The sequence below is a fragment of the Kutzneria chonburiensis genome (assembly GCF_028622115.1).
GTDB lineage: Bacteria > Actinomycetota > Actinomycetes > Mycobacteriales > Pseudonocardiaceae > Kutzneria > Kutzneria chonburiensis.
The window spans coordinates 2,337,837-2,359,219 of the sequence record NZ_CP097263.1; the positions used below are offsets into that span (position 1 = coordinate 2,337,837).

Annotated in this window: 25 protein-coding genes; 15 read left to right on the plus strand and 10 right to left on the minus strand. The window is 70.1% G+C overall.

Going from position 1 to position 21,383, the window contains the following annotated elements; genetic code table 11:
• Positions 1 to 162: 162 nt before the first annotated feature.
• The 3 genes from M3Q35_RS10825 to M3Q35_RS10835 are packed head-to-tail and all read left to right on the plus strand — an operon-like array spanning position 163 to position 2,766.
• Positions 163 to 1,167, plus strand: a complete 1,005-nt coding sequence (locus tag M3Q35_RS10825) for a tyrosine-type recombinase/integrase (RefSeq protein WP_273941542.1) — start codon at positions 163 to 165, stop codon at positions 1,165 to 1,167.
• Positions 1,168 to 1,195: 28 nt separating this feature from the next.
• Complete coding sequence (locus M3Q35_RS10830; RefSeq protein WP_273941543.1) at positions 1,196 to 1,558, plus strand: YciI family protein; 363 nt, start codon at positions 1,196 to 1,198, stop codon at positions 1,556 to 1,558.
• Complete coding sequence (locus M3Q35_RS10835; protein WP_273941544.1) at positions 1,555 to 2,766, plus strand: RNA polymerase sigma factor; 1,212 nt, start codon at positions 1,555 to 1,557, stop codon at positions 2,764 to 2,766. Before M3Q35_RS10830 ends, M3Q35_RS10835 begins: the two co-directional genes overlap by 4 nt.
• Before the next feature lie 17 nt (positions 2,767 to 2,783).
• On the opposite strand, the gene M3Q35_RS10840 is transcribed toward M3Q35_RS10835, so the two are convergent.
• The gene (locus M3Q35_RS10840) at positions 2,784 to 4,673 is read right to left on the minus strand and encodes an FAD-dependent monooxygenase (protein WP_273941545.1); all 1,890 of its coding nucleotides are present in this window, start codon (positions 4,671 to 4,673) and stop codon (positions 2,784 to 2,786) included.
• A 131-nt stretch (positions 4,674 to 4,804) separates the two neighbouring features.
• A complete protein-coding gene (locus M3Q35_RS10845; RefSeq protein ID WP_273941546.1) occupies positions 4,805 to 5,395 on the minus strand; it encodes a TetR/AcrR family transcriptional regulator in 591 nt (196 codons plus the stop codon).
• A 36-nt stretch (positions 5,396 to 5,431) separates the two neighbouring features.
• On the opposite strand from M3Q35_RS10845, the gene M3Q35_RS10850 reads away from it, so the two are divergent.
• On the plus strand, positions 5,432 to 6,049 hold the full coding sequence (locus tag M3Q35_RS10850; RefSeq protein WP_273941547.1) for a class I SAM-dependent methyltransferase: 618 nt from the start codon (positions 5,432 to 5,434) through the stop codon (positions 6,047 to 6,049).
• On the opposite strand, the gene M3Q35_RS10855 is transcribed toward M3Q35_RS10850, so the two are convergent.
• Positions 6,046 to 6,612, minus strand: a complete 567-nt coding sequence (locus tag M3Q35_RS10855) for a helix-turn-helix domain-containing protein (protein WP_273941548.1) — start codon at positions 6,610 to 6,612, stop codon at positions 6,046 to 6,048. The two genes, M3Q35_RS10850 and M3Q35_RS10855, sit on opposite strands and share 4 nt — an antisense overlap.
• Positions 6,594 to 6,890, minus strand: coding sequence for a hypothetical protein (locus tag M3Q35_RS10860; RefSeq protein WP_273941549.1), 297 nt, complete (start codon positions 6,888 to 6,890; stop codon positions 6,594 to 6,596). The genes M3Q35_RS10855 and M3Q35_RS10860 overlap by 19 nt, the downstream gene beginning before the upstream one ends.
• Before the next feature lie 73 nt (positions 6,891 to 6,963).
• Here M3Q35_RS10860 and M3Q35_RS10865 point away from each other — a divergent pair, with 73 nt between their 5' ends.
• A complete protein-coding gene (locus tag M3Q35_RS10865; protein WP_273941550.1) occupies positions 6,964 to 7,752 on the plus strand; it encodes an alpha/beta fold hydrolase in 789 nt (262 codons plus the stop codon).
• Positions 7,753 to 7,788: 36 nt separating this feature from the next.
• Here the strand turns inward: M3Q35_RS10865 and M3Q35_RS10870 are convergent, their stop codons facing one another.
• Positions 7,789 to 8,196: a GNAT family N-acetyltransferase gene (locus tag M3Q35_RS10870; RefSeq protein WP_273941551.1), complete on the minus strand. Its 408-nt coding sequence runs from the start codon at positions 8,194 to 8,196 to the stop codon at positions 7,789 to 7,791.
• A gap of 76 nt (positions 8,197 to 8,272) precedes the next feature.
• Here M3Q35_RS10870 and M3Q35_RS10875 point away from each other — a divergent pair, with 76 nt between their 5' ends.
• The gene (locus M3Q35_RS10875; protein ID WP_273941552.1) at positions 8,273 to 8,728 is read left to right on the plus strand and encodes a PPOX class F420-dependent oxidoreductase; all 456 of its coding nucleotides are present in this window, start codon (positions 8,273 to 8,275) and stop codon (positions 8,726 to 8,728) included.
• Positions 8,729 to 8,749: 21 nt separating this feature from the next.
• Positions 8,750 to 9,016 carry a trypsin-like serine protease gene (locus M3Q35_RS10880; protein WP_273941553.1) on the plus strand — a complete coding sequence of 89 codons (267 nt, stop codon included), beginning with the start codon at positions 8,750 to 8,752 and terminating at the stop codon, positions 9,014 to 9,016.
• A gap of 42 nt (positions 9,017 to 9,058) precedes the next feature.
• Here the strand turns inward: M3Q35_RS10880 and M3Q35_RS10885 are convergent, their stop codons facing one another.
• Positions 9,059 to 9,775: a class I SAM-dependent methyltransferase gene (locus M3Q35_RS10885; RefSeq protein WP_273941554.1), complete on the minus strand. Its 717-nt coding sequence runs from the start codon at positions 9,773 to 9,775 to the stop codon at positions 9,059 to 9,061.
• Between the two features lie 193 nt (positions 9,776 to 9,968).
• On the opposite strand from M3Q35_RS10885, the gene M3Q35_RS10890 reads away from it, so the two are divergent.
• Entirely contained in the window at positions 9,969 to 10,790 is an 822-nt protein-coding gene (locus M3Q35_RS10890; RefSeq protein ID WP_273941555.1) for a hypothetical protein, read from the plus strand.
• Here the strand turns inward: M3Q35_RS10890 and M3Q35_RS10895 are convergent.
• From M3Q35_RS10895 to M3Q35_RS10905, 3 genes are all read right to left on the minus strand, one after another.
• Positions 10,787 to 11,482 carry a VOC family protein gene (locus M3Q35_RS10895; protein ID WP_273941556.1) on the minus strand — a complete coding sequence of 232 codons (696 nt, stop codon included), beginning with the start codon at positions 11,480 to 11,482 and terminating at the stop codon, positions 10,787 to 10,789. The two genes, M3Q35_RS10890 and M3Q35_RS10895, sit on opposite strands and share 4 nt — an antisense overlap.
• A 27-nt stretch (positions 11,483 to 11,509) precedes the next feature.
• The gene (locus M3Q35_RS10900) at positions 11,510 to 13,528 is read right to left on the minus strand and encodes a putative bifunctional diguanylate cyclase/phosphodiesterase (protein WP_273941557.1); all 2,019 of its coding nucleotides are present in this window, start codon (positions 13,526 to 13,528) and stop codon (positions 11,510 to 11,512) included.
• A gap of 66 nt (positions 13,529 to 13,594) precedes the next feature.
• Positions 13,595 to 13,942 (minus strand): hypothetical protein, encoded by a 348-nt coding sequence (locus tag M3Q35_RS10905; RefSeq protein WP_273941558.1) that lies wholly within the window; start codon positions 13,940 to 13,942, stop codon positions 13,595 to 13,597.
• Between the two features lie 69 nt (positions 13,943 to 14,011).
• On the opposite strand from M3Q35_RS10905, the gene M3Q35_RS10910 reads away from it, so the two are divergent.
• Complete coding sequence (locus M3Q35_RS10910; RefSeq protein WP_273941559.1) at positions 14,012 to 14,794, plus strand: glycerophosphodiester phosphodiesterase family protein; 783 nt, start codon at positions 14,012 to 14,014, stop codon at positions 14,792 to 14,794.
• A 69-nt stretch (positions 14,795 to 14,863) separates the two neighbouring features.
• On the opposite strand, the gene M3Q35_RS10915 is transcribed toward M3Q35_RS10910, so the two are convergent.
• Positions 14,864 to 15,484, minus strand: a complete 621-nt coding sequence (locus M3Q35_RS10915) for a transglycosylase family protein (protein WP_273944309.1) — start codon at positions 15,482 to 15,484, stop codon at positions 14,864 to 14,866.
• A gap of 118 nt (positions 15,485 to 15,602) precedes the next feature.
• Here M3Q35_RS10915 and M3Q35_RS10920 point away from each other — a divergent pair, with 118 nt between their 5' ends.
• From M3Q35_RS10920 to M3Q35_RS10945, 6 genes are all read left to right on the plus strand, one after another.
• Positions 15,603 to 16,961, plus strand: coding sequence for an MFS transporter (locus tag M3Q35_RS10920; protein ID WP_273941560.1), 1,359 nt, complete (start codon positions 15,603 to 15,605; stop codon positions 16,959 to 16,961).
• A 108-nt stretch (positions 16,962 to 17,069) separates the two neighbouring features.
• Complete coding sequence (locus M3Q35_RS10925; protein ID WP_273941561.1) at positions 17,070 to 17,687, plus strand: D-sedoheptulose-7-phosphate isomerase; 618 nt, start codon at positions 17,070 to 17,072, stop codon at positions 17,685 to 17,687.
• Positions 17,684 to 17,917 (plus strand): HypC/HybG/HupF family hydrogenase formation chaperone, encoded by a 234-nt coding sequence (locus tag M3Q35_RS10930; protein WP_273941562.1) that lies wholly within the window; start codon positions 17,684 to 17,686, stop codon positions 17,915 to 17,917. The genes M3Q35_RS10925 and M3Q35_RS10930 overlap by 4 nt, the downstream gene beginning before the upstream one ends.
• A complete protein-coding gene (locus M3Q35_RS10935; RefSeq protein WP_273941563.1) occupies positions 17,914 to 18,567 on the plus strand; it encodes a D-sedoheptulose-7-phosphate isomerase in 654 nt (217 codons plus the stop codon). The genes M3Q35_RS10930 and M3Q35_RS10935 overlap by 4 nt, the downstream gene beginning before the upstream one ends.
• On the plus strand, positions 18,564 to 19,607 hold the full coding sequence (locus M3Q35_RS10940; RefSeq protein ID WP_273941564.1) for an NADH-quinone oxidoreductase subunit B family protein: 1,044 nt from the start codon (positions 18,564 to 18,566) through the stop codon (positions 19,605 to 19,607). The genes M3Q35_RS10935 and M3Q35_RS10940 overlap by 4 nt, the downstream gene beginning before the upstream one ends.
• Positions 19,608 to 19,620: 13 nt before the next feature.
• Positions 19,621 to 21,381, plus strand: a complete 1,761-nt coding sequence (locus M3Q35_RS10945; protein WP_273941565.1) for a nickel-dependent hydrogenase large subunit — start codon at positions 19,621 to 19,623, stop codon at positions 21,379 to 21,381.
• Positions 21,382 to 21,383 lie beyond the last annotated feature (2 nt).

Genomic DNA, 21,383 nt, shown 5'->3' on the forward strand with positions numbered 1-21,383 from the left:
CGGATTCGCGCCGGTCTCTGGACCGGTTGCCGCATTTCGGGCGCCGCGACCGACGTGCCCCACCGGGGAACCGGATGCGGCGCTCGAAATGCGGCAAGGGAAGAGACCGGATCAGAGCGAATCCGCCCGCCGCGGCACGCGGCGCATGAAACTGTCAGGGGTGTGCGGTACAAGATCCACATGAGGCTTGTGGAGGCTCAGCTGGCGTTCTTCGCGGCGCGAAGGCCGCGGAAGGACTCGCCGCACACGACGGCGGCCTATCGGCGCGACCTGGCGGGTATCACGGCGCTGCTGGTCGACGAGATCGGCGGCGAGGCGGAGATGCTGATGGTCGAGGACCTGACGGGGCCGGCGCTGCGGGCGGTGTTCGGGGTGTTCGCGGACAGCCACGCGAAGTCCTCGGTGCTGCGGGCCTGGTCGACGTGGAACCAGTTCCTGACGTTCTGCGTGGCGGACGGCCTGCTGCCGGGCAACCCGATCGGGGCGGTGGCCCGCCCGCGTACCCCTCCCCTGTCCCCCAAGCCGCTACGTGGCGAGGACACGCCGGAGCGGCTGCTGGCGGCGGCCCGCAGCGGCGATCGCAAGGCGCGGGATCCCTGGCCGGAGCGGGATGTGCTGGTGATCGCGCTGGGGCTGCTGGCCGGGCTGAGGTCGGCGGAGATGCGCACGCTGACGGTGAATTCGCTGGTGGGGCGGCCGGGTGAGAAGCGCCTGCACGTTCACGGCAAGGGCAGCCGGGACCGGTCGATCCCGGTGGAGCCGTCGATGGAGAAGGTGATCGACACCTATCTGGCCTCGTGCCGGACCCGGTTTCCCAAGGAGCGGTTCGGGCGGGGTGCTCCCCTGCTGCGTGACCGGGCCGGCGGGCCGATCGGGCGGGGTGCGCTGGAGTACCTGGTGAAGTCCTGCTACCGCTGGGCGGGGTTGCACGACCGGGTGCCGGTGGGGGCGAGTCTGCACGCACTGCGGCACACCTTCGCGACGCGGCTGGCCGAGGACGGGGCGACGGCGTCGGAGATCATGACGCTGCTGGGTCACGCGAGTCTGGCCACGAGCCAGAACTACATCGAGGCGACGGGTCGGGAGCAGCGGGCGGCGGCGGCCAGCAACCGGACGTACCGTGCGCTGGATGTCGAGACGGGGCAGGCGGCTCCGACCTCGTCGTGACGCGAGCGGTGACGCGAGGAGAGCTGCGGTGAAGTACCTGCTGATGATCTACATGAACGACGAGACGTGGGCCGGGCTGTCGACCCGTGAGCGGGACGCGGTGATGGCCGGGCACGACGAGTTCCAGCGGTTGACCCGGGAGTCCGGGGAGCTGCTGGACACCCATGCGCTGGGCGGTCCGTCGACGGCGGCGGTGGTGCGGGTGCGCGACGGGGAGCCGGTGGTGACCGACGGCCCTTTTGTCGAGACGAAGGAGTACCTGGCGGGGTATTACCTGATGGACTGTGAGTCGCGGGAGCGGGCGCTGGAGTTGGCGGCGATGATCCCGGACTCGCGGCACAATGCGACGGAGGTCTGGCCGGTGATGTTCTCAGCTGGGGTGGACGTGTGAGTACAGAGGTGGAGGGCCTGCTGCGCGAGTTGGCGCCGCAGGTCCTTGCCGCGTTGGTGCGGCGGCACGGGCAGTTCGACGCGTGTGAGGACGCCGTGCAGGAGGCGTTGCTGGCGGCGGCGACACAGTGGCCGGTGGAGGGGGTGCCGGACAATCCGCGGGCGTGGCTGGTGACGGTGGGTTCGCGGCGGTTGGCGGATCTGTGGCGCAGTGACAGCGCACGGCGGCGGCGTGAGGAGGCGGTGTTCGCCGCCGAGGTTGAGGACGTTGAGGTCTCGGCGCGGGATGACACGTTGACGTTGCTGTTCCTGTGCTGCCATCCGGCGTTGACGCCGGCGTCGCAGGTGGCGTTGACGGTGCGTGCGGTGGGCGGGTTGACCACGGCGCAGGTGGCGCGGGCGTTCCTGGTGCCGGAGGCGACGATGGCGCAGCGGATCTCGCGGTCGAAGGCGAAGATCAAGGCGGCTGGTGGGCGGTTCTCGGCGCCGCCGGTTGGTGCGGAGCGGGTGGAGCGGCTGCGGGCTGTGCTGCACGTGTTGTATCTGATCTTCAATGAGGGGTATACGGCGACCGCGGGTGAGCAGTTGGTGCGGGGTGAGCTGACCGGCGAGGCGGTGCGGCTGACGCGGGCGGTGCGGGAGTTGTTGCCGGCGGACGGTGAGGTGGCCGGGCTGTTGGCGTTGATGTTGTTGACGGAGGCGCGTGGGGCGGCGCGGTCGCGTCCGGACGGGTCGCTGGTGCCGTTGGCCGAGCAGGATCGGTCGTTGTGGGATGCGGCGGGGATCGCCGAGGGCGTGAAGCTGGTGAGTGAGGCGTTGTCGACGACGCAGTTGGGGCCGTATCAGGTGCAGGCGGCGATCGCGGCGGTGCATGCCGAGGCGCCGTCGGCGGCGGAGACGGATTGGGCGGAGATCGCCGGTCTGTACGCGTTGTTGGCGCAGATGGCGCCGAATCCGATGGTGACGTTGAACCATGCGGTGGCGGTGGCGATGGTGCGTGGGCCTGAGGCGGGGTTGGCGATGCTGGCCGAGCTGGAGGGTGATGACCGGGTGTCGGAGCATCATCGGGTGGCGGCGGTGCGGGCGCATCTGCTGGAGATGGCCGGTGACGTTGTCGGCGCGAAGGAGGCGTACCTGGCGGCGGCGCGGTTGACGTTGAGCATGCCGGAGCAGCGGTATCTGCTGGGCAAGGCCGCCGATCTGGCGTGACCGGCGGCCCATCGCGGTCAGCCGACGGGGTTCATGAAGCGGGCGAGGAACTCTGCGAGTTCGTCGTGTGCGTCGAGGGGCAGGACGTGGGCGACGTACTGGTCGGGCCGGACGACGACGAGGGCTCCCTGGTCACGGTCGATCCCGCGCTGGTCGAAGATGTCGCCGTCGGTGTCGGGGGTGAATGCCTTCTCGTAGTCGTTGAGGCCGAGCGAGCCCTTGACCGGGAAGAGCAGCGCCGGCAGGTCCTCCGGGTCGACGTCGTGGTGGCTCTGCTGGAGGATGCCGCGGACGTCGAGGATGGCGTCGATGTCGGCGTCGGCGGGTGTGAAGCGACGCAGCGGGGACTGTGCGCTGTCCCTGAGGAAGTCGCAGAGCGCGCGGAGGCGGGATGTGTCCGAGGTGATCGGTGCGCCGTCCGCGAAGGCGTAGAGCCGCCACCGTCCGTCGGCCTGGTGGACGTGGCCGAGGTGCATGCGGCGGGAGTCGGCCATGCGGGTGACCTGTGCCGAGTAGAAACGCATGCCGATCGGGTAGCCGGTGGCGAGCTTCTGGTGGGTGTCCTCGCCGATGAGCAGCGACGGCGGGTAGTGGGTGGCGAGGCCGGTGGTGAAGCGCCGTGATTGCTGGAATCGCGCGCGGATCTCGTCGGTGCTCAGGGTTTCGTCGGGTGCGTCGGGGTTCTTGCCGCCGAGGATGGGGGCCCAGGCCCGGTCGAAGTCGATCAGGCTCTGCGCGACCGGCTGGCGTTCGGCGTTGTAGGTGTCCAGCAGGCCGGCCGGGCTGCGTCCTTCGAGCACCGCGGCCAGCTTCCAGCCGAGGTTGAAGGTGTCCTGCATCGAGACGTTCATGCCCTGGCCGGCTTTGGCGCTGTGGGTGTGGCAGGCGTCGCCGGCGATGAAGACGCGTGGGGAACGGGTGCCGCGCTGTTCGTCGGGGACGTCGTCGAAGCGGTCGGTCAGGCGCTGTGCCACCTCGTAGCGCGACCACCACGTGATCTCCTTCGGTTCGAAGGCGTACGGGGCGAACAGCTGCTTGGCCTTGTCGACGATGAACTCCTTGGTCACCTGGGCGCGCTGTTCGTGGTCGCCGGGCTGGATCTCGCCGAGGTCGACGTAGACCCGGGTCAGGTAGCCGCCTTCGCGTGGGATGACCGAGAGTCCGCCGGTCGGGGTGACGATGATCGCCCGGCGGCGGATGTCCGGGAAGGTGGTCTGGGCGAGGACGTCCAGCACTCCCCAGGCGTGGTATTGGGGGTCGCCCTTGAGCTCGAGGCCGAGTGATTGTCGGACGACGCTGCGCGCGCCGTCGCAGCCGACGACGTATCGGGCGTGGATGACTGTCTCGGGTTGTCCGGGCCGGGTGAGCTGGCGGACGGTCACGCTGACTGGTTGCGACGGGTCGGCCGGGACCGTGACGTTCTGTACCTCCATGCCGAATTCCGGTTGGAGCCGGGTCGGTGAATTGCCCATCTTCTCGACCAGGATCTGTTGAAGGCGGGCCTGGTTGACGATGACGGAAGGGTATTCGGAGAGGTCGTCGGCGGTGCTTGGGGTGCGGCCGGTGCGGACGATGCGGTGGTTGTCCTCGTCCGGACCCCAGAACACCGTCTCGTTGAGGCGGTAGGCCTCGCGGTTGAGTTTCTCGGCCAGGCCGAATGCGGTGAACATCTCGATGGTCCTCGAGGCGACGCCGTCGGCCTGTCCCTTCTCCATGGCGGTTTCCCGGCGCTCGATGAAGCGGGTCGAGATGCTCGGGAATTCCGCGAGCTGGGCGGCGATGATGGAGCCTGCGGGTCCGTTGCCGATCACCAGCACGTCGACGACGTCGGCGGGGTCGGTCTTTCTCGGCGCCGCCGGCCGAATGTCGGGGTCACCGGGCCGGAATCCGTCGAGATAGTACTGCATACTGAGCCACCCTTGTGTTTTCGCGTGAATTCAAGGGCGAGTGTAGGTCTGGCCCGGTATCCAGGACCTTGTTCGTGTCCGAACGTGCGGCGAATACCTGCTCGGACAGGTCGGAATATTCCCGAAATTGCTCAGGGCCGGGTGGCGCGGTCGAAGGTGTCGGCGAGTTCGCGGCCGAATTCGGCGGCGTCGACCTCGGGGTGCAGCACGAGGCCGATGACCATGGCGTCGATGGCGCCGATGATGGTGACGGCCATGGCGTCGGCGTTGAAGGTGCCGAACTCCCCCGCGTCCTGGCCGGCGCGCAGGTGGGCGGCGAACAGGCCGAAGCGCTGGTCGACGAACTCGGGCGTCTTGGGGGCGTTCTGGGCGATCTCCATGAGGGCGCGGACGTGGCCGGGGTGGGCGCGGACGAGCTGCATGTTGGACTCGAGTCGGGCGCGCAGCTTGGCCCGGTAGCCGGTGGCGGCGTCCATGCGCGGGGCGATGAACTGGTAGGCGACGGTGGTGGCCTCGGTGAGCACTTCGCCGATGAGGTCGTCCTTGTTGGCGAAGTGGTACGAGATCATGCCGGTGCTGGACAGGCCGGCCTGTTTGGCGATGCGGGTGAAGGATGCGGCGGCGTAGCCGTGCTCGTTGATCACGGCGATGGCCGCGGCGACGATCTGGGCGCGGCGGGCGCTCTCGGTGAAGGTCCTCCCCTTCGCTGCGTTTGCGGGCATGAGCAATATTTAGCACGACTGAGCTGGGAGGTGCCGGTGGAGGCGTTCGTGCGGGAGCACACGACGGCGCGGGCGACGGAGTTCGTGCCGGAGGTGGTGCTGCGCGTCGCCGAGGACGTGACGCCGTTGTGGGAGCTGACGGGCTCGGCGGAGCCGCCGTTCTGGGCGTTCCCGTGGGCCGGCGGGCAGGGTGTTGCGCGGTACGTGCTGGACAACCCGGCCCTGGTGGCCGGTAAGCGGGTGTTCGATCTGGCGTGTGGGTCGGGGTTGGTGGCGATCGCCGCGGCGTTGGCCGGGGCGGCCGAGGTGACTGCGTGCGATGTGGACGAGTTGGCGCTGGTGGCGGCCGGCATGAACGCTGCTGCCAACGGTGTCGCGTTGATCCCGTTGGTCGCCGATGTGCTGGCGACGACTGTGGACGCTGACGTGGTGTTGGCCGGGGATGTGTTCTACGACAAGGACATGGCCGCGGCGTTCCTGCCGTTCCTGTTCCGGGCGTCGGACGCCGGGGCGCTGGTGTTGGTCGGTGATCCGAGTCGCCCGTACCTGCCGAAGGACCGGTTCGAGCTCCAGGCCCGGTACGAGGTGCCGGTGCCGCGGTCGTTGGAGGGCGTCACGGTGTTGACGACGTCGGTGTGGCGGCCGGGGCGTTAGAAGTCGGTGGTCGTGCCGCGGCGGGGCCAGGCGATGTCGTCCACGGCGATGAACGGTTCGGCGGCCACGGTCGCCGGGGTGGTGCCGGTGAACTCGTGCACGTCTCGGTGCAGGTGGGACTGGTCGGTGTAGCCGGTTTCGGCGGCGACGTGGGCGGCGGCGTGCCCGGCGGCGAGGCGGTGGGCGGCGTGGTCGAAGCGGACCAGCTTGATGGCGCGCTTGGGTGGCAGGCCGAGCTGGGCGCGGAAGCGGGACCACAGCCGCTTGCGGCTCCAGCCGACTTCGGTGGCGAGGTCGTCGACCCGGGCGAGGCCGCGGGTGCCGACGATGCGGCGCCAGGCCCAGGTGACTTCCGGGTCCACCGGTGGCGGTTGGGCGTGTCGGCGGGCGAGCAGTGCGTCGGTGAACGCGAAGCGTTCCGGCCAGGACGTGGTGTCCGCCAGTTGTTCGCGGATCCGTGACGCCTCGCGTCCCCAGAGGGCGTCCAGTGGGACGGCGTCGCCGTCGAGGTCGGCGGTGGATGCGCCCAGGACGGCGCGGGCGATCAGCGGGGACAGTCGCACCTGGACGCATTCGAGGTTCTCGCCCCACGCGCGGACCGCTCCCCGGAGCCGAAACCTGGTCCGGCGACAAGGCATCCGCGGTGCTGTCGGCCCGTGCCTTCGAGGACGGGTGAGCCGGCGCCGAATTCGAGGAGCAGGGTGACGGCCGGGTGCGGGACCATCCGGAGTGCGGTGAGGTCGTGGAGGCGGAAGCCGGCCATGGTGACGCCGGCGACCTGGCCGGGCTGCTGCGGGGTGGCGACGTCCCACACCGCGGTGCCGTGCTCGAACGTCCGCACGGCGCCATGCTACGTGCGGTGGCGGGAACATTTGTCCAATTCAGCGGCATGCCCGGCCGCAGACACTGGCCGCATGACTGTTTCGACCGTGTCGCTGGACGACGGCGACATCTCCGTGTGCGAGGACGGCCCTGGCGACGCCCCCGTGCTACTGCTTGTCCACGGGTCGGCGTCGTCGGCTCGTTCGTGGGACGCATTGGTTCCGCTGCTGACCGGATCCCACCGCGTGATCCGGCTCGACCTGCTCGGGCACGGTAGGTCGGCCAAGCCGGTCGACCGCAGCTACGCGGTCCCCGACCAGGCCGCCCGGGTCGGGGCGGTGCTGGAGCGGCTCGGTGTCGGGCAGGCCGTGGTGGTGGGGCATTCCAGCGGTGGTGTGGTCGCCACGGCGTTGGCCGAGCAGCGGCCGGAGCTGGTGACGGCGCTCGTGTTCATCAACACCGGCCCGAGTCTGGACGCTTACATCGGACCCGAGACCGCTCTGGATCCAGCGCAGTGGCCGCCGAGCGACGAGGTGCTCCGGCAGTTCGCGAGCAGTGGTTTCAGTCGGGTGGGCTACGAGATGCCGGCGGAGCTGCTGGACGAGGTGCGGGCCATGACGTTCCATTCGCTTGTCGCCACGATGCAGGCGACTCGGGTCTACCTGGCCGAGCGGCCGCTGCCGGCTCGGCTGGCGGTCGTGGGCAAGCCGCTGCTGGTGATCTTCGGTGAGGACGATCGGCGGTGGCGGTCCTCGTCCGCGTTCGACTACCAGGTGGCCGGCGCGCAGGTCGAGTTGCTGCCCGGTCTGGGGCACTCGCCATTGCTGGAGGATCCGCCGCGGACCGCCGCCGCGCTGCTGGCCTTCACCATGGCGGCCTGAGTGACGCGGCGGTGCGATCACCGTGGAGGACTATCCCTAGGCCGGGCCGGTCCTGACGAAGCCGAGGGTGGCGAAGAGTTTCTCCGACGGGGTGTTGCCGTCGGTGATGCCGGCCAGCACAGGCGTGTCGGCGAGTGCGGTCAGGGAGGCGGCGACGACGGCCGTGCCGAGTCCGCGGCCCTTCCATCCGGGGTCGGTGATGACGTAGGAGATCCAGGCGGTGTCGTTCGCCCCGGCGGTGACGAGGGAGGCGCTGACGGGCTGGTCGTCGATGACGGCGACGAAGCTCGCAGCGGGAATCGCGCCGCGGCCGCGCCAGGTGGCGATCTCGACGGCGCCGTCGTTGTTGTCGCCGAGGTCGTCGTCGATGGTGCCGGCGTAGGCGCGTTCCATGAGTCGGCCGAGGGCGGCGTCGTCATGGTCGGCCAGCGGTCGCACGACCACGCCGGGCATGGAAGGTGGGGTGAGGGCGGCGGGGTCGCGGCGGCGTCGAACGAGATTCGGGCTTAGGGTCTAGATCATGGCTGTTGCGACCAACGAGTCGGTGGACCGTGCCGCGCTGACGGAGTTCCTGCGCACCCGGCACCGGGCGATCATCATCACCATGCGGGCCGACGGCAGCCCGCAGTCCTCCCCCGTGACCTGCGGGGTCGACGGCGAGGGCCGGATCGTGGTGTCGACCTACCCGGAGCGGGCCAAGGCGCACAACGCGCGCCGCGACGCGAGGGTGTCGTTCTGTGTGCTGTCGGACGAGTGGGACGGCCCGTACGTGCACGTGGAGGGCACGGCCGAGGTGCTGGACCTGCCGGAGGCGCTGGAGCCGTTGGTGGAGTACTTCCGCGGCATCTCCGGTGAGCACCCGGACTGGGACGAGTACCGGGCGGCGATGACGCGGCAGGGCAAGTGCCTGATCCGGGTGACGCCGACGCGCTGGGGCCCGGTGTCCACCGGCGGGTTCCCGGCCCGCCTGGCCTGACTACACGACGGCTCGGACCGGTTGAAGCGGGTGGATGCCACGGTGACTCCGGCGGCGAAGTGCCGAAGCGAGGGTCTGAACTTCGACTCGGTGCACGAGCTGTGCATGATCAGCACGGACAAGGCGACCGCGTGCTACGGCGACTCGGGTGGGCCGGCGCTCAACATGGCCACCGGTCGCCTGGTCGGCGTCACCAGCCGGGGCGGCCTGAAGTGCGGTGACCAGGACACGCTCTACACACGGGTCCAGCCGTACCGGGCCTGGATCAAGCAATTCACCGGGGTGTGATGGGTGGGGTGCCGCGGCGCGAGGCCGCGGCACCCCGGCTTCTCATCGGCGGGCGACCGCCAGCAGTCGGTGACTGCCGAGGTGGAACTCCGTGCGGTCGGTGTCGCCGTACAGGTCGACCTCCCGATACCCGGCCGCGGTGAGCATGCGGCTGAGCTCGCCAGCGGTGTAGACGTGCTGGACGCAGGTCGCCTGCTGGGTCCGCTCCCCCATGGTGAAGGTGAAGTCGATCAGCAGGCGGGCCTGGGCCGGGTCGTAGTGGTTGACGGCGATCATGTCGACGCCGCCGGCGGACATGGTGATCTCCCCCGGCGGGTGCGGCAGGATCGCCTCGGCGACACAGCCGTAGTCGATGACGAGCGTGGGCGCGGCCGCGGCGAGGTCGGCCAGGAACCGCTGGTTGGCGGCGTGGTCGAGGTAGCCGAAGCTGTTGCCCATACAGATGGCCACGTCCGCGGACAGGCCGTGCGAAGCCAGGTCGGCGAAGTCGGCCAGCCGCCAGTCGACGTCCACTTCGGACTGTCGGGCGTGGGTGATGGCCTCGGTCGAGACGTCGAGGCCGGTGACGTCACAGCCGCGCCGGGCCAGTTCGATGCTGTGCCGGCCGCTGCCGCACGGCACGTCCAGCACGCGGGCCCCGGGTTGGATCCCGGTGACAGCCAGCACGAAGTCGATCTCGGCGACGGTCTGCTCCTGCGCGACGGCCCCACGCCAGAACGTGTTGGCCGGTTCGGTGAAGAAATCCGTGTACCACGGCAAGGTGAAACTCCTGGTGAGTGCGAAGAAAGATGGTTCGCAGTGGTCACCGGGCAGGCGGAAGCACACGCCCGGTGGGTCCGGGGGTGCCCATGGCATCGACCTTGTCTGTGCGGCACGTCAGGTGGCCCTAGCGTAGCCGGCAACTTCGGCGAATGGACCGTCGCTGCCCCTTCGCGCAGTGGATCATGGCGTGGTGATGGGGATACGCCCGTTCTGGGCAGTGCTGGCCGCGGTGGTGTCGGCGGTGGGCTGGTGGGAGTCGCAGCAGCTGATCAACGGCGGGGCGATGGAGATCTACGTCTACGGCGGCCTGGTCCTGATTCTGCTGCTGCCGACGGCGATGGCGCTGTGCCTGGTGCGGCGGCGACGGCTGGGCCGGTGGACCTCGGTCTGCTTCCTGGCGCAGGCCCTGGCACTGGTGTTGTGGGGTCTGCTGATGCCGGCCACCATCGAGGATCGTCGACTTGCGCCGGTCGCGTGGCTGCTCGGGCAGTCGAACCTGACTGACGGCGCCGCGTCGGCGCTGCTGGTGGCGGCCGAGCTGATGTTCGTGCTGTGGGTGCTGCTGATCCCGGTGACGGCGCTGTTCGCGTGGCAGTTGGAGCCGGCGACACCCGGCCAGGACGGCAGCGGCCTGCGGCCGTGGCAGGCCTTGGCGCTGGCGGTTGTCGGCTGGCCGGTGTGGCTGGGCATCCATGCCGTGGTGCCGTACCAGGATCTGGCGGATTTCGCGCGCAGCCCGTGGGGGTGGCTGCCGGCGGCGGCGATCGTGCTGGCCGTGACGTTGCTCGGGCGCGACAGGTTGGGCCTTGTCACGTCCAAGGGGTTCGTGGCGCAGGCCCTGCTGCTTCAGGTATGGGCGCTGTCGGCGACGGCCAAATTGCTGCCAGGGACGGCATTTCTGCTGTCGTCCGCCCTGTACACCGTGCTGGAGGCGGCGTGGGTGCTGGTGGTGATCTGGCTGGCGCTGGTGGCGTGGATCCCGGAGCGCCGGCCGGTGCTGGCAGAGGCCTAGCTCCAGGCGCCGCCCCAGCCGGCGGGGTCTTCGAGCAGGGTGCAGACGGTGCCGTACGGGTCGGCGAACGCGGCGATGACGCCGGTGGGGGCTTCGCGGGGCTCGATCAGCAGGGTCGCACCGCCGGCCACTGCGGTGTCGGTGACCAGGGTGATGTCGGTGGCGGCGAGGTAGCACATCCAGCCGGCCCCGACGTTGGCGGCGGTGACGGTGTCGACGAGCAGCCGGCCGGCGATGGCACGGGCGCCGGTGTCGTCGGGGGCGTCGTACAGGGCGAACGGTTTGACGTCGCTGTCGGCCCGCACGGTCCACGCCAGATGGCGGGTCCAGTAGTCGTCGGTGGTGTCGGCGGTCATCAGCTCGAGCCAGCAGGGCTCACCGTGGCGGGGCGCCGGGGCCCACGGTCCGTGCCGCACGCGACCGGGGTCGAGGGTGGCGGTGACGCCGGTGGGGTCGGCCAGCAACGCGGTGGGCCGGCCGCCTAAGACGGGGTGCCAGCCGGGGGTTTCCCAGTCGGCGGGTCTTCGGATCAGCGCGGCCAGCCGGTCGCCGACCCAGCATCTCAGGGTGCCGTCGTCGGCCGACATGACGATCCAGCCGAACAGGCTCCGGTAGTACTCGGCCGACCCGGCCGGGTCGTTGCTGCGCAGCTCGACGCGACGCAGTCCCTTGACGGGAACGTCCTCGGACACAGGGCAAATCCTTCTCTCACAACAGTTTCAGGAACGCCCATCGTCGGCCGCCGGCAGCTCGCCGGACAAGGCCCCATCCGGCCGCTTCAGCACGCTGCCCAGCGGTTTCGGCTTGCCCAGGTGGAAACCCTGGCCGACCGAGACGCCGAGTTTGGACAGCATCTCCACCTGCGCCGGCCGCTCCACCCACTCGGCCACCACGGACAGGTCGAAGCCGCGGGCGATCTCCAGGATGCCGGAGACCAGCACGGCGTCGCGGGTGCCGGAGTCGATGCCGCGCACGAACTCGCCGTCGATCTTGAGGCCGGTGATGGGCAGGTGCTTGAGGTGGACGAAGGAGCCGAAGCCGGCGCCGAAGTCGTCCAGGGCGATCCGGCAGCCGGTGGCGCGGACCTGGTGGGCGAGGCTGCGGGCGGCGTCGAGGTTGGTGACGGCCGCGGTCTCGGTGATCTCGAAGCCGAGCCGGCCCGGGGCGACGCCGGAGGAGGCGAGCCGGTCCAGCACGAAGTCGGCGAAGTCCTCGTCCTCCAGGGTTCGCCCGGAGACGTTGACGTCGAAGCGCAGGTTGGGGTCGGGGTGGGCGACCAGGGTGTCGATGGCCTTGCCGAACACCCAGCGGTCGATCTCCAGCACGAGGTCGCTGCGTTCGGCGGCGGGCAGGAAGTCGGCCGGGCCGAGCAGCGGGAGCTGGCCGTCCTCCAGGCGCAGCAGCAGCTCGTAGCCCAGGGTCCGGCCCGAGGACAGGGCGACGATGGGCATGGCGTGCAGGGCCAGGTCGCCGTGTTCGAGGGCCTTGCGCAGGCGATCCTGCACGGAGACGCGCTTGGCGGTGTCGGCGTAGTGGCCGGGGTCGTAGACGGTGACGCGGTTGCGGCCGGCCGCCTTGGACGCGTACAGGGCGAGGTCGGCGTTGGCCAGCACCGCTTCCCAGCCTTCACCGGAGGTGAAGCCGGCGACGCCGGTGCTCACGGTCATCCGGGTCGTCGCTCCCCCGGCGACCAGCGGCAGGCCGGCGACGGCGTCACGCAGGCGGGCGGCGACCTCGGCGGCGTCGGACTCCTCGCAGCCGGGCAGCACCACCGCGAACTCGTCGCCGCCGAGCCGGCCCAGCAGCTGGCCGTCGTCGAGGCGTTCGCGCAGGGCGGCGGCCATGGTGCGCATCAGGCGGTCGCCGACGGCGTGCCCGCGCAGGTCGTTGACGTCCTTGAAGTTGTCCAGGTCGAGCAGCAGCAGCGACCCGGTGCCGCCGGCGGCCAGCTGCCGCTCCAGCTCACGGGTGAGCGCGCGGCGGTTGGGCAGGCCGGTGAGCGGGTCCTCCTCGGCCAACTGGCGCAGCTCGTCCTGTAGGCGGCGGTCCTGGGTGACGTCGTGGCAGGTGCCCATCATGCGCACCGGCGTGCCGTCCTCGTCGCAGATGACCTCGCCGAAGCACTCGAAGAAGCGCTCGTTGTCGACGCCGACCAGCATGCGGTGGGAGAAGGCGAACCGGTCGCCGTTCTCCCGCGCCACGGCCAGGCTGGTGGCGATCATCTCCTGGTCGTCGGCGTGCACCTTGGCCATGTAGCCGGCGAAGTCCAGTTCGGTGCCGGGTTCCAGGCCGAACATCTCCAGCAGGGCGTCCGACCACAGCACGCGGTCGGTGGTGATGTCCCACTCCCAGTTGCCCATGCGGCCCAGCACCTGGGCCCGGCGCAGCGCGTTGGCCTGCTGGGTGGCCTCCAGCTCGCGGTCGCGCCACGAGGTGATGTCCATGATCCGGTACAGCAGCTCGTCGCCGCCGGGCAGCGCGGTGCAGCTGATCTCCAGCCAGCGGTGCTCGTCGCCCTCCGGGCCGGCGGCCTGCACGACCATGCCGGGATCGGGCATCTCGGGGGCGCCCGGCAGGAGGGCCGGCAGGGACCGCCCCAGCGCCTGGTCGGCGGGCACGCCGATGAGCGTGCCCAGCGCCGGGTTCGCCCAGCTCAACTTGCCGTGCAGGTCCGTGACCCCGAATCCGACGTCCGCCCAGCGCAGGACGTGGTTGTGCACGGCGCCGTGGTCCGCCACCAGCTCCTCCTTGCCACCCGGCGCCATAGTTGTCGGTTCACCGGTCACTGGGCAAGTCCGTCCCGGTCACCGTAGGCGTTCCAACCCGGTGGCGGTGCCCAGCAGTGCCCGCGCCATCGAGTGCAGTTCGTCCGGTTGCGCCCCGTCGGCGGCCGCGGTCGCGATGTCCTCGGCGGCGCAGCGGAGCTGGAACAAGCGGTCCTGGAGGTTGGCCAGCTCGGTGCTGGACAGCACGACGGCGTCCTCGGGCAGGCCGCCGCGCTGCACGGCGCTGCGGCGCTCGTAGGCGCGCTGCCGGCAGGTCTGGGCGCAGTACTGGCGGCGTCGTCCGAACTGGCCGTCCGCGGGCAGCCGTTGGCCGCACCACGCGCAGTGTCGAGTCGCCTCCCGTCGCCGGGTGCTGGTGACCTCCATGGGCGGCGAGGTTATCCGTACACCTGACGTCCACCGAAAGCGCCACGCCGCTGCGGCAGACTGCGCAGTGTGCGAAGTGGACATCCCTACCTGGCCGACGGGCCGTATCCGCGGGCGTTGGCGCACCGCGGCTGGCATGTCGGCGACCTTGCCGGCATGGAGAACTCGCTGAGCTCGTTCCGGCGGGCGATCGAGGAGGGCTACCGGTACATCGAGACCGACGTGCAGGCCACCACGGACGGGGTGGTCGTGGTGCAGCACGACGACGTGCTGGACCGGACGACCGACCGGCACGGGGTGATCAACCAGCTGCCGTGGTCGGAGGTCGGCAAGGCGCTGGTCGGCGGGCGGGAGGCGATCCCGCGGCTGGAGCACGTGCTGGAGGAGCTGCCGACGGCGCTGCTCAACGTGGACGTGAAGGCCGACAACGCGGCCGGGCCGGTGTTGCGGGTGCTGGAGCGGTGCAACGCCTGGGACCGGGTGTGCCTGGCCTCGTTCTCCGACGCCCGGCTGGCTCGGCTGCGGAAGGTCGCGGGCGACAAGTTGGTGACGTCGATGGGGCCGTTGACCGTGGGTGCGCTGTGGGCGTCGGGGCGGTGGCCGTGGTTGGGCACGGGTCGGTTCGTGGCCGGTCAGATGGCGCAGGTGCCGGTGCGGCAGGGGCCGCTGCGGGTGGTGGACCGGCGGTTCGTGGACCGCGCGCACCGGGTGGGCCTTGAGGTGCATGTGTGGACGGTCGACACCGAGGCCGAGATGACCTCGCTGCTGGACCTGGGCGTGGACGGCCTCGTCACCGACCGGCCCGACCTGCTCCGTGACGTTCTGCGATCCCGTTCCCAGTGGCCAGCCTGATGTGAAGTTCGGAACGGACCATTCCTCAACTCGGAGTTTGGGAAAGGTCCGTTCCGAACTTGGGGGTGGTTACTGAGGGTGAGAGCCTAGGGGTGGGTGGCCTAGCCAGGCGGCGTTCCAGGTGAGGCGGCCTAGTTGGCCGGTGACGGCGATGTCGTTGGCGGCCTGGAGGTCGCGGACGGCCTGGCGGGTGGCGCCGTCGTAGCAGCCGGGGGTGCCGAAGACGTAGCCGAAAGTCGCCATGCGGTGTTGCCAGGTGGCCAGGCCGGGAGCGCAGTCGCCGGCGAGGAAGACCTTGCCGGGCCAGATCGGCACGGCGATGTAGGCGGCGTCGGCGGTGGTGGGCACGCGGCGGGAGGCGGCGTCGTGGTCGGGGGTCAGGCCGAGCTTGTCGCCACACTCCCACGGCTGCCAGCCGCGCATCCGGTACAGATACAGGGCGCGGTAGTCCTGCTCGGCCGGGGTGGCCTGGCTGGGCAGGCCGGCGCCGCCGACGCTGGCCCAGGTGGGCAGGTCGAACTGGTAGGCGCCGAAGTACTTCCCGTCGGCCGAGACGGCGGTGTAGGAGTCGGTGGACTCGCACATCCGCAGCCGGGCCCAGTCCTGCTTGCTGGGGTCGGCCGCGGCGATGCCGGCCGTGCCCGCGAGCACGGTCAGTACGGCCGCGATGACCAGCGGCGATCGGGTGATCACGGGACAGAACGTAGGTCGGCTGCGGTGCTGTCACAACTTGGTGACCCACATGGCTGACGGCCCATGATCACCGATACCGTTCGGCTCCACCCGACGACGACGCCGGAAGGCAGCGATGACTGACGCCACGACACGGGCGGCCGGCGACCCGGCGACCAAGCGGCTGCGTTTCGGCTGGTACAGCTACGGCTGGGCGGCGCAGGTGTTCGAGACGACGGTGCTGGCGGTGTTCATGAGCCGCTATCTGCCGGCGGTGGCCGAGCACGCGGTGGGCAAGACCGGCCGGCTGCACGTGCTGGGCATCCCGATCGCGCCGGGCTCGCTGTTCACCTACATCATCTCGCTGGGCTCGGTGCTGCTGATCGTGCTGATGCCGATCGTCGGCGCGTTCGCCGACCGGACCGGCCGCAAGCGGCAGCTGCTGTTCGGCTTCGCCTATCTGGGCGCGTTGTCGTGCGCGGCGATGGTGTTCGTGGGGCTGACCGACTGGGTCCTCGGGTCGGCGCTGTTCATGGTGGCGTTCCTGACCTACAAGTGCGCGCGGGTGGTCTACAACTCGCTGCTGCCGGAGCTGGCCGGGCCGGACGAGCGGGACTCGGTGTCCTCGGTCGGCTGGGCGGCGGGCTATCTGGGCGGCGGCTCGTTGCTGGCGCTGAACTTCGTCGCCTCGTTCCTGATCGACGACAGCTCGGTGCTGGCCCGGCTGTCGCTGTGCAGCGCCGGTGTGTGGTGGGCGGCGTTCATGATCGTGCCGGCGGTGATCCTGCGGAAGATGCCGATGACGGCCGACAAGCACGCGCCGGCCGCCGGCTCGGCGATCACGGCCGGTTTCAAGGAGCTCGGGGACACGCTGCGGCATCTGCGGCTGTACCCGTGGACGCTGCTGTTCCTGCTGGCCTATCTCGTCTACTACGACGGCATCGCCACCACCACGACGCTGGCCGCCGACTACGGGCAGAACGAGTTGCAGCTCAAGGACAACATCCTGCTGTCGGCGATCCTGCTGGTGCAGTTCGCCTCGTTCGGCGGGGCGCTGCTGCTGGGCAAGCTGTCGCAGCGCTGGGGCGCCAAGCGGGTGGTGGCCGGGTCGCTGGTGGTGTGGTCGGTGCTGATCACGCTGGCGTACTTCCTGGAACCGGGCCAGCCGGTGCAGTTCTACCTGCTGGCCATCGGGATCTCGCTGGTGCTGGGTGGCAGCCAGGCGCTGTCGCGGTCGATGTTCGCCAGCATGATCCCGACCGGCAAGGAGGCCGAGTACTTCAGCCTGTTCGAGATCTCCAGCTCGGGCACGTCGGCGCTGGGTCCGCTGCTGTTCGGCCTGGTGCTGCAGAACACCGGCAGCTACCGGTCGGCGATCTTCTCGCTGATCGCGTTCTTCGTCATCGGGCTGGTGCTGTTGCTGCTGGTCAACGTGCGCAAGGCGATCACCGCGGCCGGCAACGAGCTGCCGGCCACCCTGCAACAGAGCCGGTGATCACACCTTTCGTCCAAAATCAACAGCCCATTGTGTGATCTGGGTAACAGCTCTAGGGTGGGACAGTACTGTCCGCTTTACCTCCCACCACGAGGGAAGTGACCCCGCATGGCGCGGGCACCCGGCAGCGCGTCGCCGCGCGCGCTGTTCGAACGCCGCACCGCCCCCGTCGACGACCTGGCCGGGCACGCCGAGGACGTCGCTCGCGCCTGTCACGCCATGGCCGTGCGCTTCCACGCCGGCGGCAAGCTCGTGGTGTTCGGCAACGGCGGCTCCTGCACCGACGCCCAGCACGTCGCCGTGGAGTTCGTGCACCCGGTGATCGTCGGCAAGCGGGCGCTGCCGGCCGTCTCGCTGACCTCGGACGTGGCCACGCTGACCGGCGTGGCCACCGGGGCCGGCATCGACGAGGTCTTCGCCCACCAGATCCGGTTCCTGGCCGAGCCCGCCGATATCGCGCTCGCGCTGTCGGTCGACGGCGACTGCCCCAACATCCTGCGCGGCCTCGAGCAGGCGCGGGCCGTGGGCATGCTGACCGTGGCGCTGGTCGGCGGGGACGGGGGCCGGGTCGTGGCCGAGCGGGCCGCCGACCATGTGCTGGTGGCCCGCTCCGGCGACCCGCGGGTGGTCAAGGAGGTGCACGTCACCACGTACCACGTGCTGTGGGAGCTGGTGCACGTGTTCTTCGAGCAGCCGGGAGTCCTGGAGCCGGCGATGCTGCGATGACCACCGGATCGGGTGACTCAAGCGGCTGTGCGGATAACAGCTGCATCACCTGTGGCGACACCGCCGTGGAAGTCACGGTGGTCGAGCTGCTGGCCGACGACCTCGCGGTCGTGGACACCGGGTCGGGCCGGGAGGAGGTCAGCGTCGCCCTGGTCGACGCCCAGGTCGGCGCCACCGTGCTCGTGCACGCCGGCGAGGCGATCGCCGTCATCGAGGAGGGTTCGGCATGACCGACGTGGAAGCCCTCTATCCCTTCCTGTACGCCGACAAGGTCGATCTCGACGCGGTGCTGGCGCAGGTCAGCGCCTCCACGGTGGCCAAGGCGCGGGAGATCACCGCACTGCGGCGGCAGGTGCTGGCCGCCGATGGGGACCGGATCGCGCGCTGCGCCACGGAGATGGCCGAGCGGTTCGCCGACGGCGGGCGGCTGCTGTCGTTCGGCAACGGCGGCTCCTCCACCGACGCGCAGGAGGTCGCCGGCCTGTTCCTGTCCCCCGGTGGCGGGCTGCGGCCGCTGCCGGCGTTCTGTCTGACCAACGACATCGCCGTGGTGACGGCGCTGTCCAACGACATCGGCTTCGACGTGGTGTTCGCCCGGCAGCTCGCGGCGCTGTCGCGGCCCGGCGACATCGCGATGGGGCTGTCCACCAGCGGCAACTCGGCCAATCTGCTGGCCGCCTTCGACGAGGCGGGCCGGCGCGGGCTGTTCACGGTGGGCATCGCCGGCTACGGCGGCGGGCGGATGGCCGAGCTGGACAGCATCGACCACCTGTTCACCGTGCCGTCGGCCTCCGTGCACCGGGTGCAGGAGGCCCAGACCACCGTCTACCACGTGCTGTGGGAACTCGTTCTCGACCAGCTCAGGGGTGATGACCAGTGAGCACAACGGAAGAGCAGCCCATCCATATTCTCTGGATCAACGCCGGCCTGAGCTGTGACGGGGACTCCGTCGCGCTGACCGCGGCGACCCAGCCGTCCATCGAGGAGATCGTGCTCGGCGCCCTACCGGGGCTGCCGAAGATCGCCGTGCACTGGCCGCTGATCGACTTCGAGTGCGGTCCGGTGCAGGGCGCGGACAACTTCATCGACTGGTTCCACAAGGCCGACGCCGGCGAGCTGGAGCCGTTCGTGCTCGTGGTGGAGGGATCGATCCCCAACGAGTCGATCAAGTCGGAGGGCTACTGGTGCGGGTTCGGCAACGACCCCGCCACCGGCCAGCCGATGACCACCAGCGAGTGGCTGGACCGCTTGGCCCCCAAGGCCTTGGCCGTGCTGGCCGTGGGCACGTGCGCCGCCTACGGCGGCATCCACGCGATGGCCGGCAACCCGACCGGCGCCATGGGCGTGCCGGACTATCTGGGCTGGGACTGGAAGTCCAAGGCCGGCATCCCGATCGTGTGCGTGCCCGGCTGCCCGATCCACCCGGACAACCTGTCCGAGACCATCCTGTACCTGCTCTACCTGGCCGCCGGGCAGGCGCCGATGATCCCGCTGGACGAGCAGCTGCGGCCGCAGTGGCTGTTCGGCAACACCGTGCACGAGGGCTGCGACCGGGCCGGCTACTACGAGCAGGGCCAGTTCGCCGACGAGTACGGCTCGCCGCGCTGCCTGGTCAAGATCGGCTGCTGGGGCCCGGTGGTCAAGTGCAACGTGCCCAAGCGGGGCTGGATCAACGGCATCGGCGGCTGCCCCAACGTGGGCGGCATCTGCATCGGCTGCACCATGCCCGGCTTCCCGGACCAGTTCATGCCGTTCATGGACGAGCCGCCCGGCGCACGCGTGTCGGCCGCGGCCAGCGGCGCGTACGGGTCGGTGATCCGGCGGCTGCGCGGCATCACGCTGCGCAAGGCCAACCGCGAGCCCAAGTGGCGGGCCAAAGGCAAGGAGCTGCACACCGGCTACACCTCGACCTGGCGCTGAGGAGGGACTCGCGATGACCACGTCCGCTGACAACCTGGTGGAGATGTCGTGGGACCCGATCACCCGGATCGTGGGCAGCCTCGGCATCTACACGAAGATCGACTGGGCGGCCAAACGGGTCGTGGAGTGCCACTCCACCTCGTCGGTGTTCCGCGGCTACAGCATCTTCATGAAGGGCAAGGACCCGCGCGACGCGCACTTCATCACCAGCCGCATCTGCGGCATCTGCGGCGACAACCACGCCACCTGCTCGGTCTACAACCAGAACATGGCCTACGGGGTGCGGCCGCCGCACCTGGGTGAGTGGATCATCAACCTGGGCGAGGCCGCCGAGTACATGTTCGACCACAACATCTTCCAGGAGAACCTGGTCGGGGTGGACTACTGCGAGCGGATGGTGCGCGAGACCAACCCGGGCGTGCTGGAGCTGGCCGACCGGACCGAGTCCGCACATGCCGGCGAGCACGGCTACCGCACCATCGGCGACATCATGCGGTCGCTCAACCCGCTGGAGGGCGAGTTCTACCGCGAGGCGCTTCAGGTGTCCCGGTCGACGCGGGAGATGTTCTGCCTGATGGAAGGCCGGCACGTGCACCCGTCCACGCTGTATCCGGGCGGGGTCGGCACGGTCGCGACGGTGCAGCTGTTCACCGACTACCTCACGCGGCTGATGCGGTACGTGGAGTTCATGAAGCGGGTCGTGCCGATGCACGACGACCTGTTCGACTTCTTCTACGAGGCGCTGCCCGGCTACGAGGAGGTCGGCCGCCGCCGCGTGCTGCTGGGCTGCTGGGGGTCGCTCAACGACCCGGCGTTCTGCGACTTCTCCTACCGGAACATGGCCGACTGGGGCCGCAAGATGTTCGTCACGCCCGGTGTGGTCGTGGACGGCAAGCTGGTGACCACGTCGCTGGTCGACATCAACCTGGGTATCCGGATCCTGCTCGGCTCCTCGTTCTACGAGGACTGGGAAGACCAGGAGATGTTCGTGACGGCCGATCCGCTGGGCAACCCGGTGGACCGCCGGCACCCGTGGAACCAGCACACCATCCCGCGGCCGGCCAAGCGGGACTTCGACGACAAGTACTCGTGGACGATGTCGCCGCGCTGGTTCGACGGCACCGACCACCTGGCGCTGGACACCGGCGGCGGCCCGATCGCCCGGCTGTGGACGACGGCGCTGGCCGATCTGGTGCACACGCCGTACGTGAACGCCACCGGGCACTCTGTCCGCATCGACCTGCCGCGCACCGCGACCAAACCCGAGGCGCACTTCGAGTGGAAGATTCCCCAGTGGAGCAACGCGCTGGAGCGCAACCGGGCCCGCACCTACTTCCAGGCCTATTCCGCCGGGCTGGCGCTGCACTTCGTGGAGCAGGCGCTGGCCGAGATCCGCGGCGGCCACACCAAGACGTGGGAGAAGTTCACCGTCCCGGACGAGGCGATCAGCTGCGGGTTCACCGAGGCGGTGCGGGGCGTGCTGTCGCACCACATGGTCATCCGCGGCGGCAAGATCGCCAACTACCACCCGTACCCGCCGACGCCGTGGAACGGCAGCGTCCGTGACTCCTTCGGCACGCCCGGCCCGTACGAGGACGCGGTGCAGAACACGCCGATCTTCGAGGAGAACAGCCAGGAGAACTTCAAGGGCATCGACATCATGCGCGCGGTGCGCAGCTTCGACCCGTGCCTGCCGTGTGGGGTCCACATGAACCTGTCCACCGGCAAGGTGATCGACACGATGCACACCCCGCACGCGTTCATGGGCGCGTGAAC

Bases quoted from the DNA above. Each gene is read 5' to 3' on its own strand.
- M3Q35_RS10840 (WP_273941545.1), bottom strand. From the start codon at position 4,673: ATGCAGTACTATCTCGACGGATTCCGGCCCGGTGACCCCGACATTCGG.
- M3Q35_RS10845 (WP_273941546.1), bottom strand. From the start codon at position 5,395: ATGCCCGCAAACGCAGCGAAGGGGAGGACCTTCACCGAGAGCGCCCGC.
- M3Q35_RS10865 (WP_273941550.1), top strand. From the start codon at position 6,964: ATGACTGTTTCGACCGTGTCGCTGGACGACGGCGACATCTCCGTGTGC.
- M3Q35_RS10875 (WP_273941552.1), top strand. From the start codon at position 8,273: ATGGCTGTTGCGACCAACGAGTCGGTGGACCGTGCCGCGCTGACGGAG.
- M3Q35_RS10905 (WP_273941558.1), bottom strand. From the start codon at position 13,942: ATGGAGGTCACCAGCACCCGGCGACGGGAGGCGACTCGACACTGCGCG.
- M3Q35_RS10920 (WP_273941560.1), top strand. From the start codon at position 15,603: ATGACTGACGCCACGACACGGGCGGCCGGCGACCCGGCGACCAAGCGG.
- M3Q35_RS10925 (WP_273941561.1), top strand. From the start codon at position 17,070: ATGGCGCGGGCACCCGGCAGCGCGTCGCCGCGCGCGCTGTTCGAACGC.
- M3Q35_RS10930 (WP_273941562.1), top strand. From the start codon at position 17,684: ATGACCACCGGATCGGGTGACTCAAGCGGCTGTGCGGATAACAGCTGC.
- M3Q35_RS10935 (WP_273941563.1), top strand. From the start codon at position 17,914: ATGACCGACGTGGAAGCCCTCTATCCCTTCCTGTACGCCGACAAGGTC.
- M3Q35_RS10945 (WP_273941565.1), top strand. From the start codon at position 19,621: ATGACCACGTCCGCTGACAACCTGGTGGAGATGTCGTGGGACCCGATC.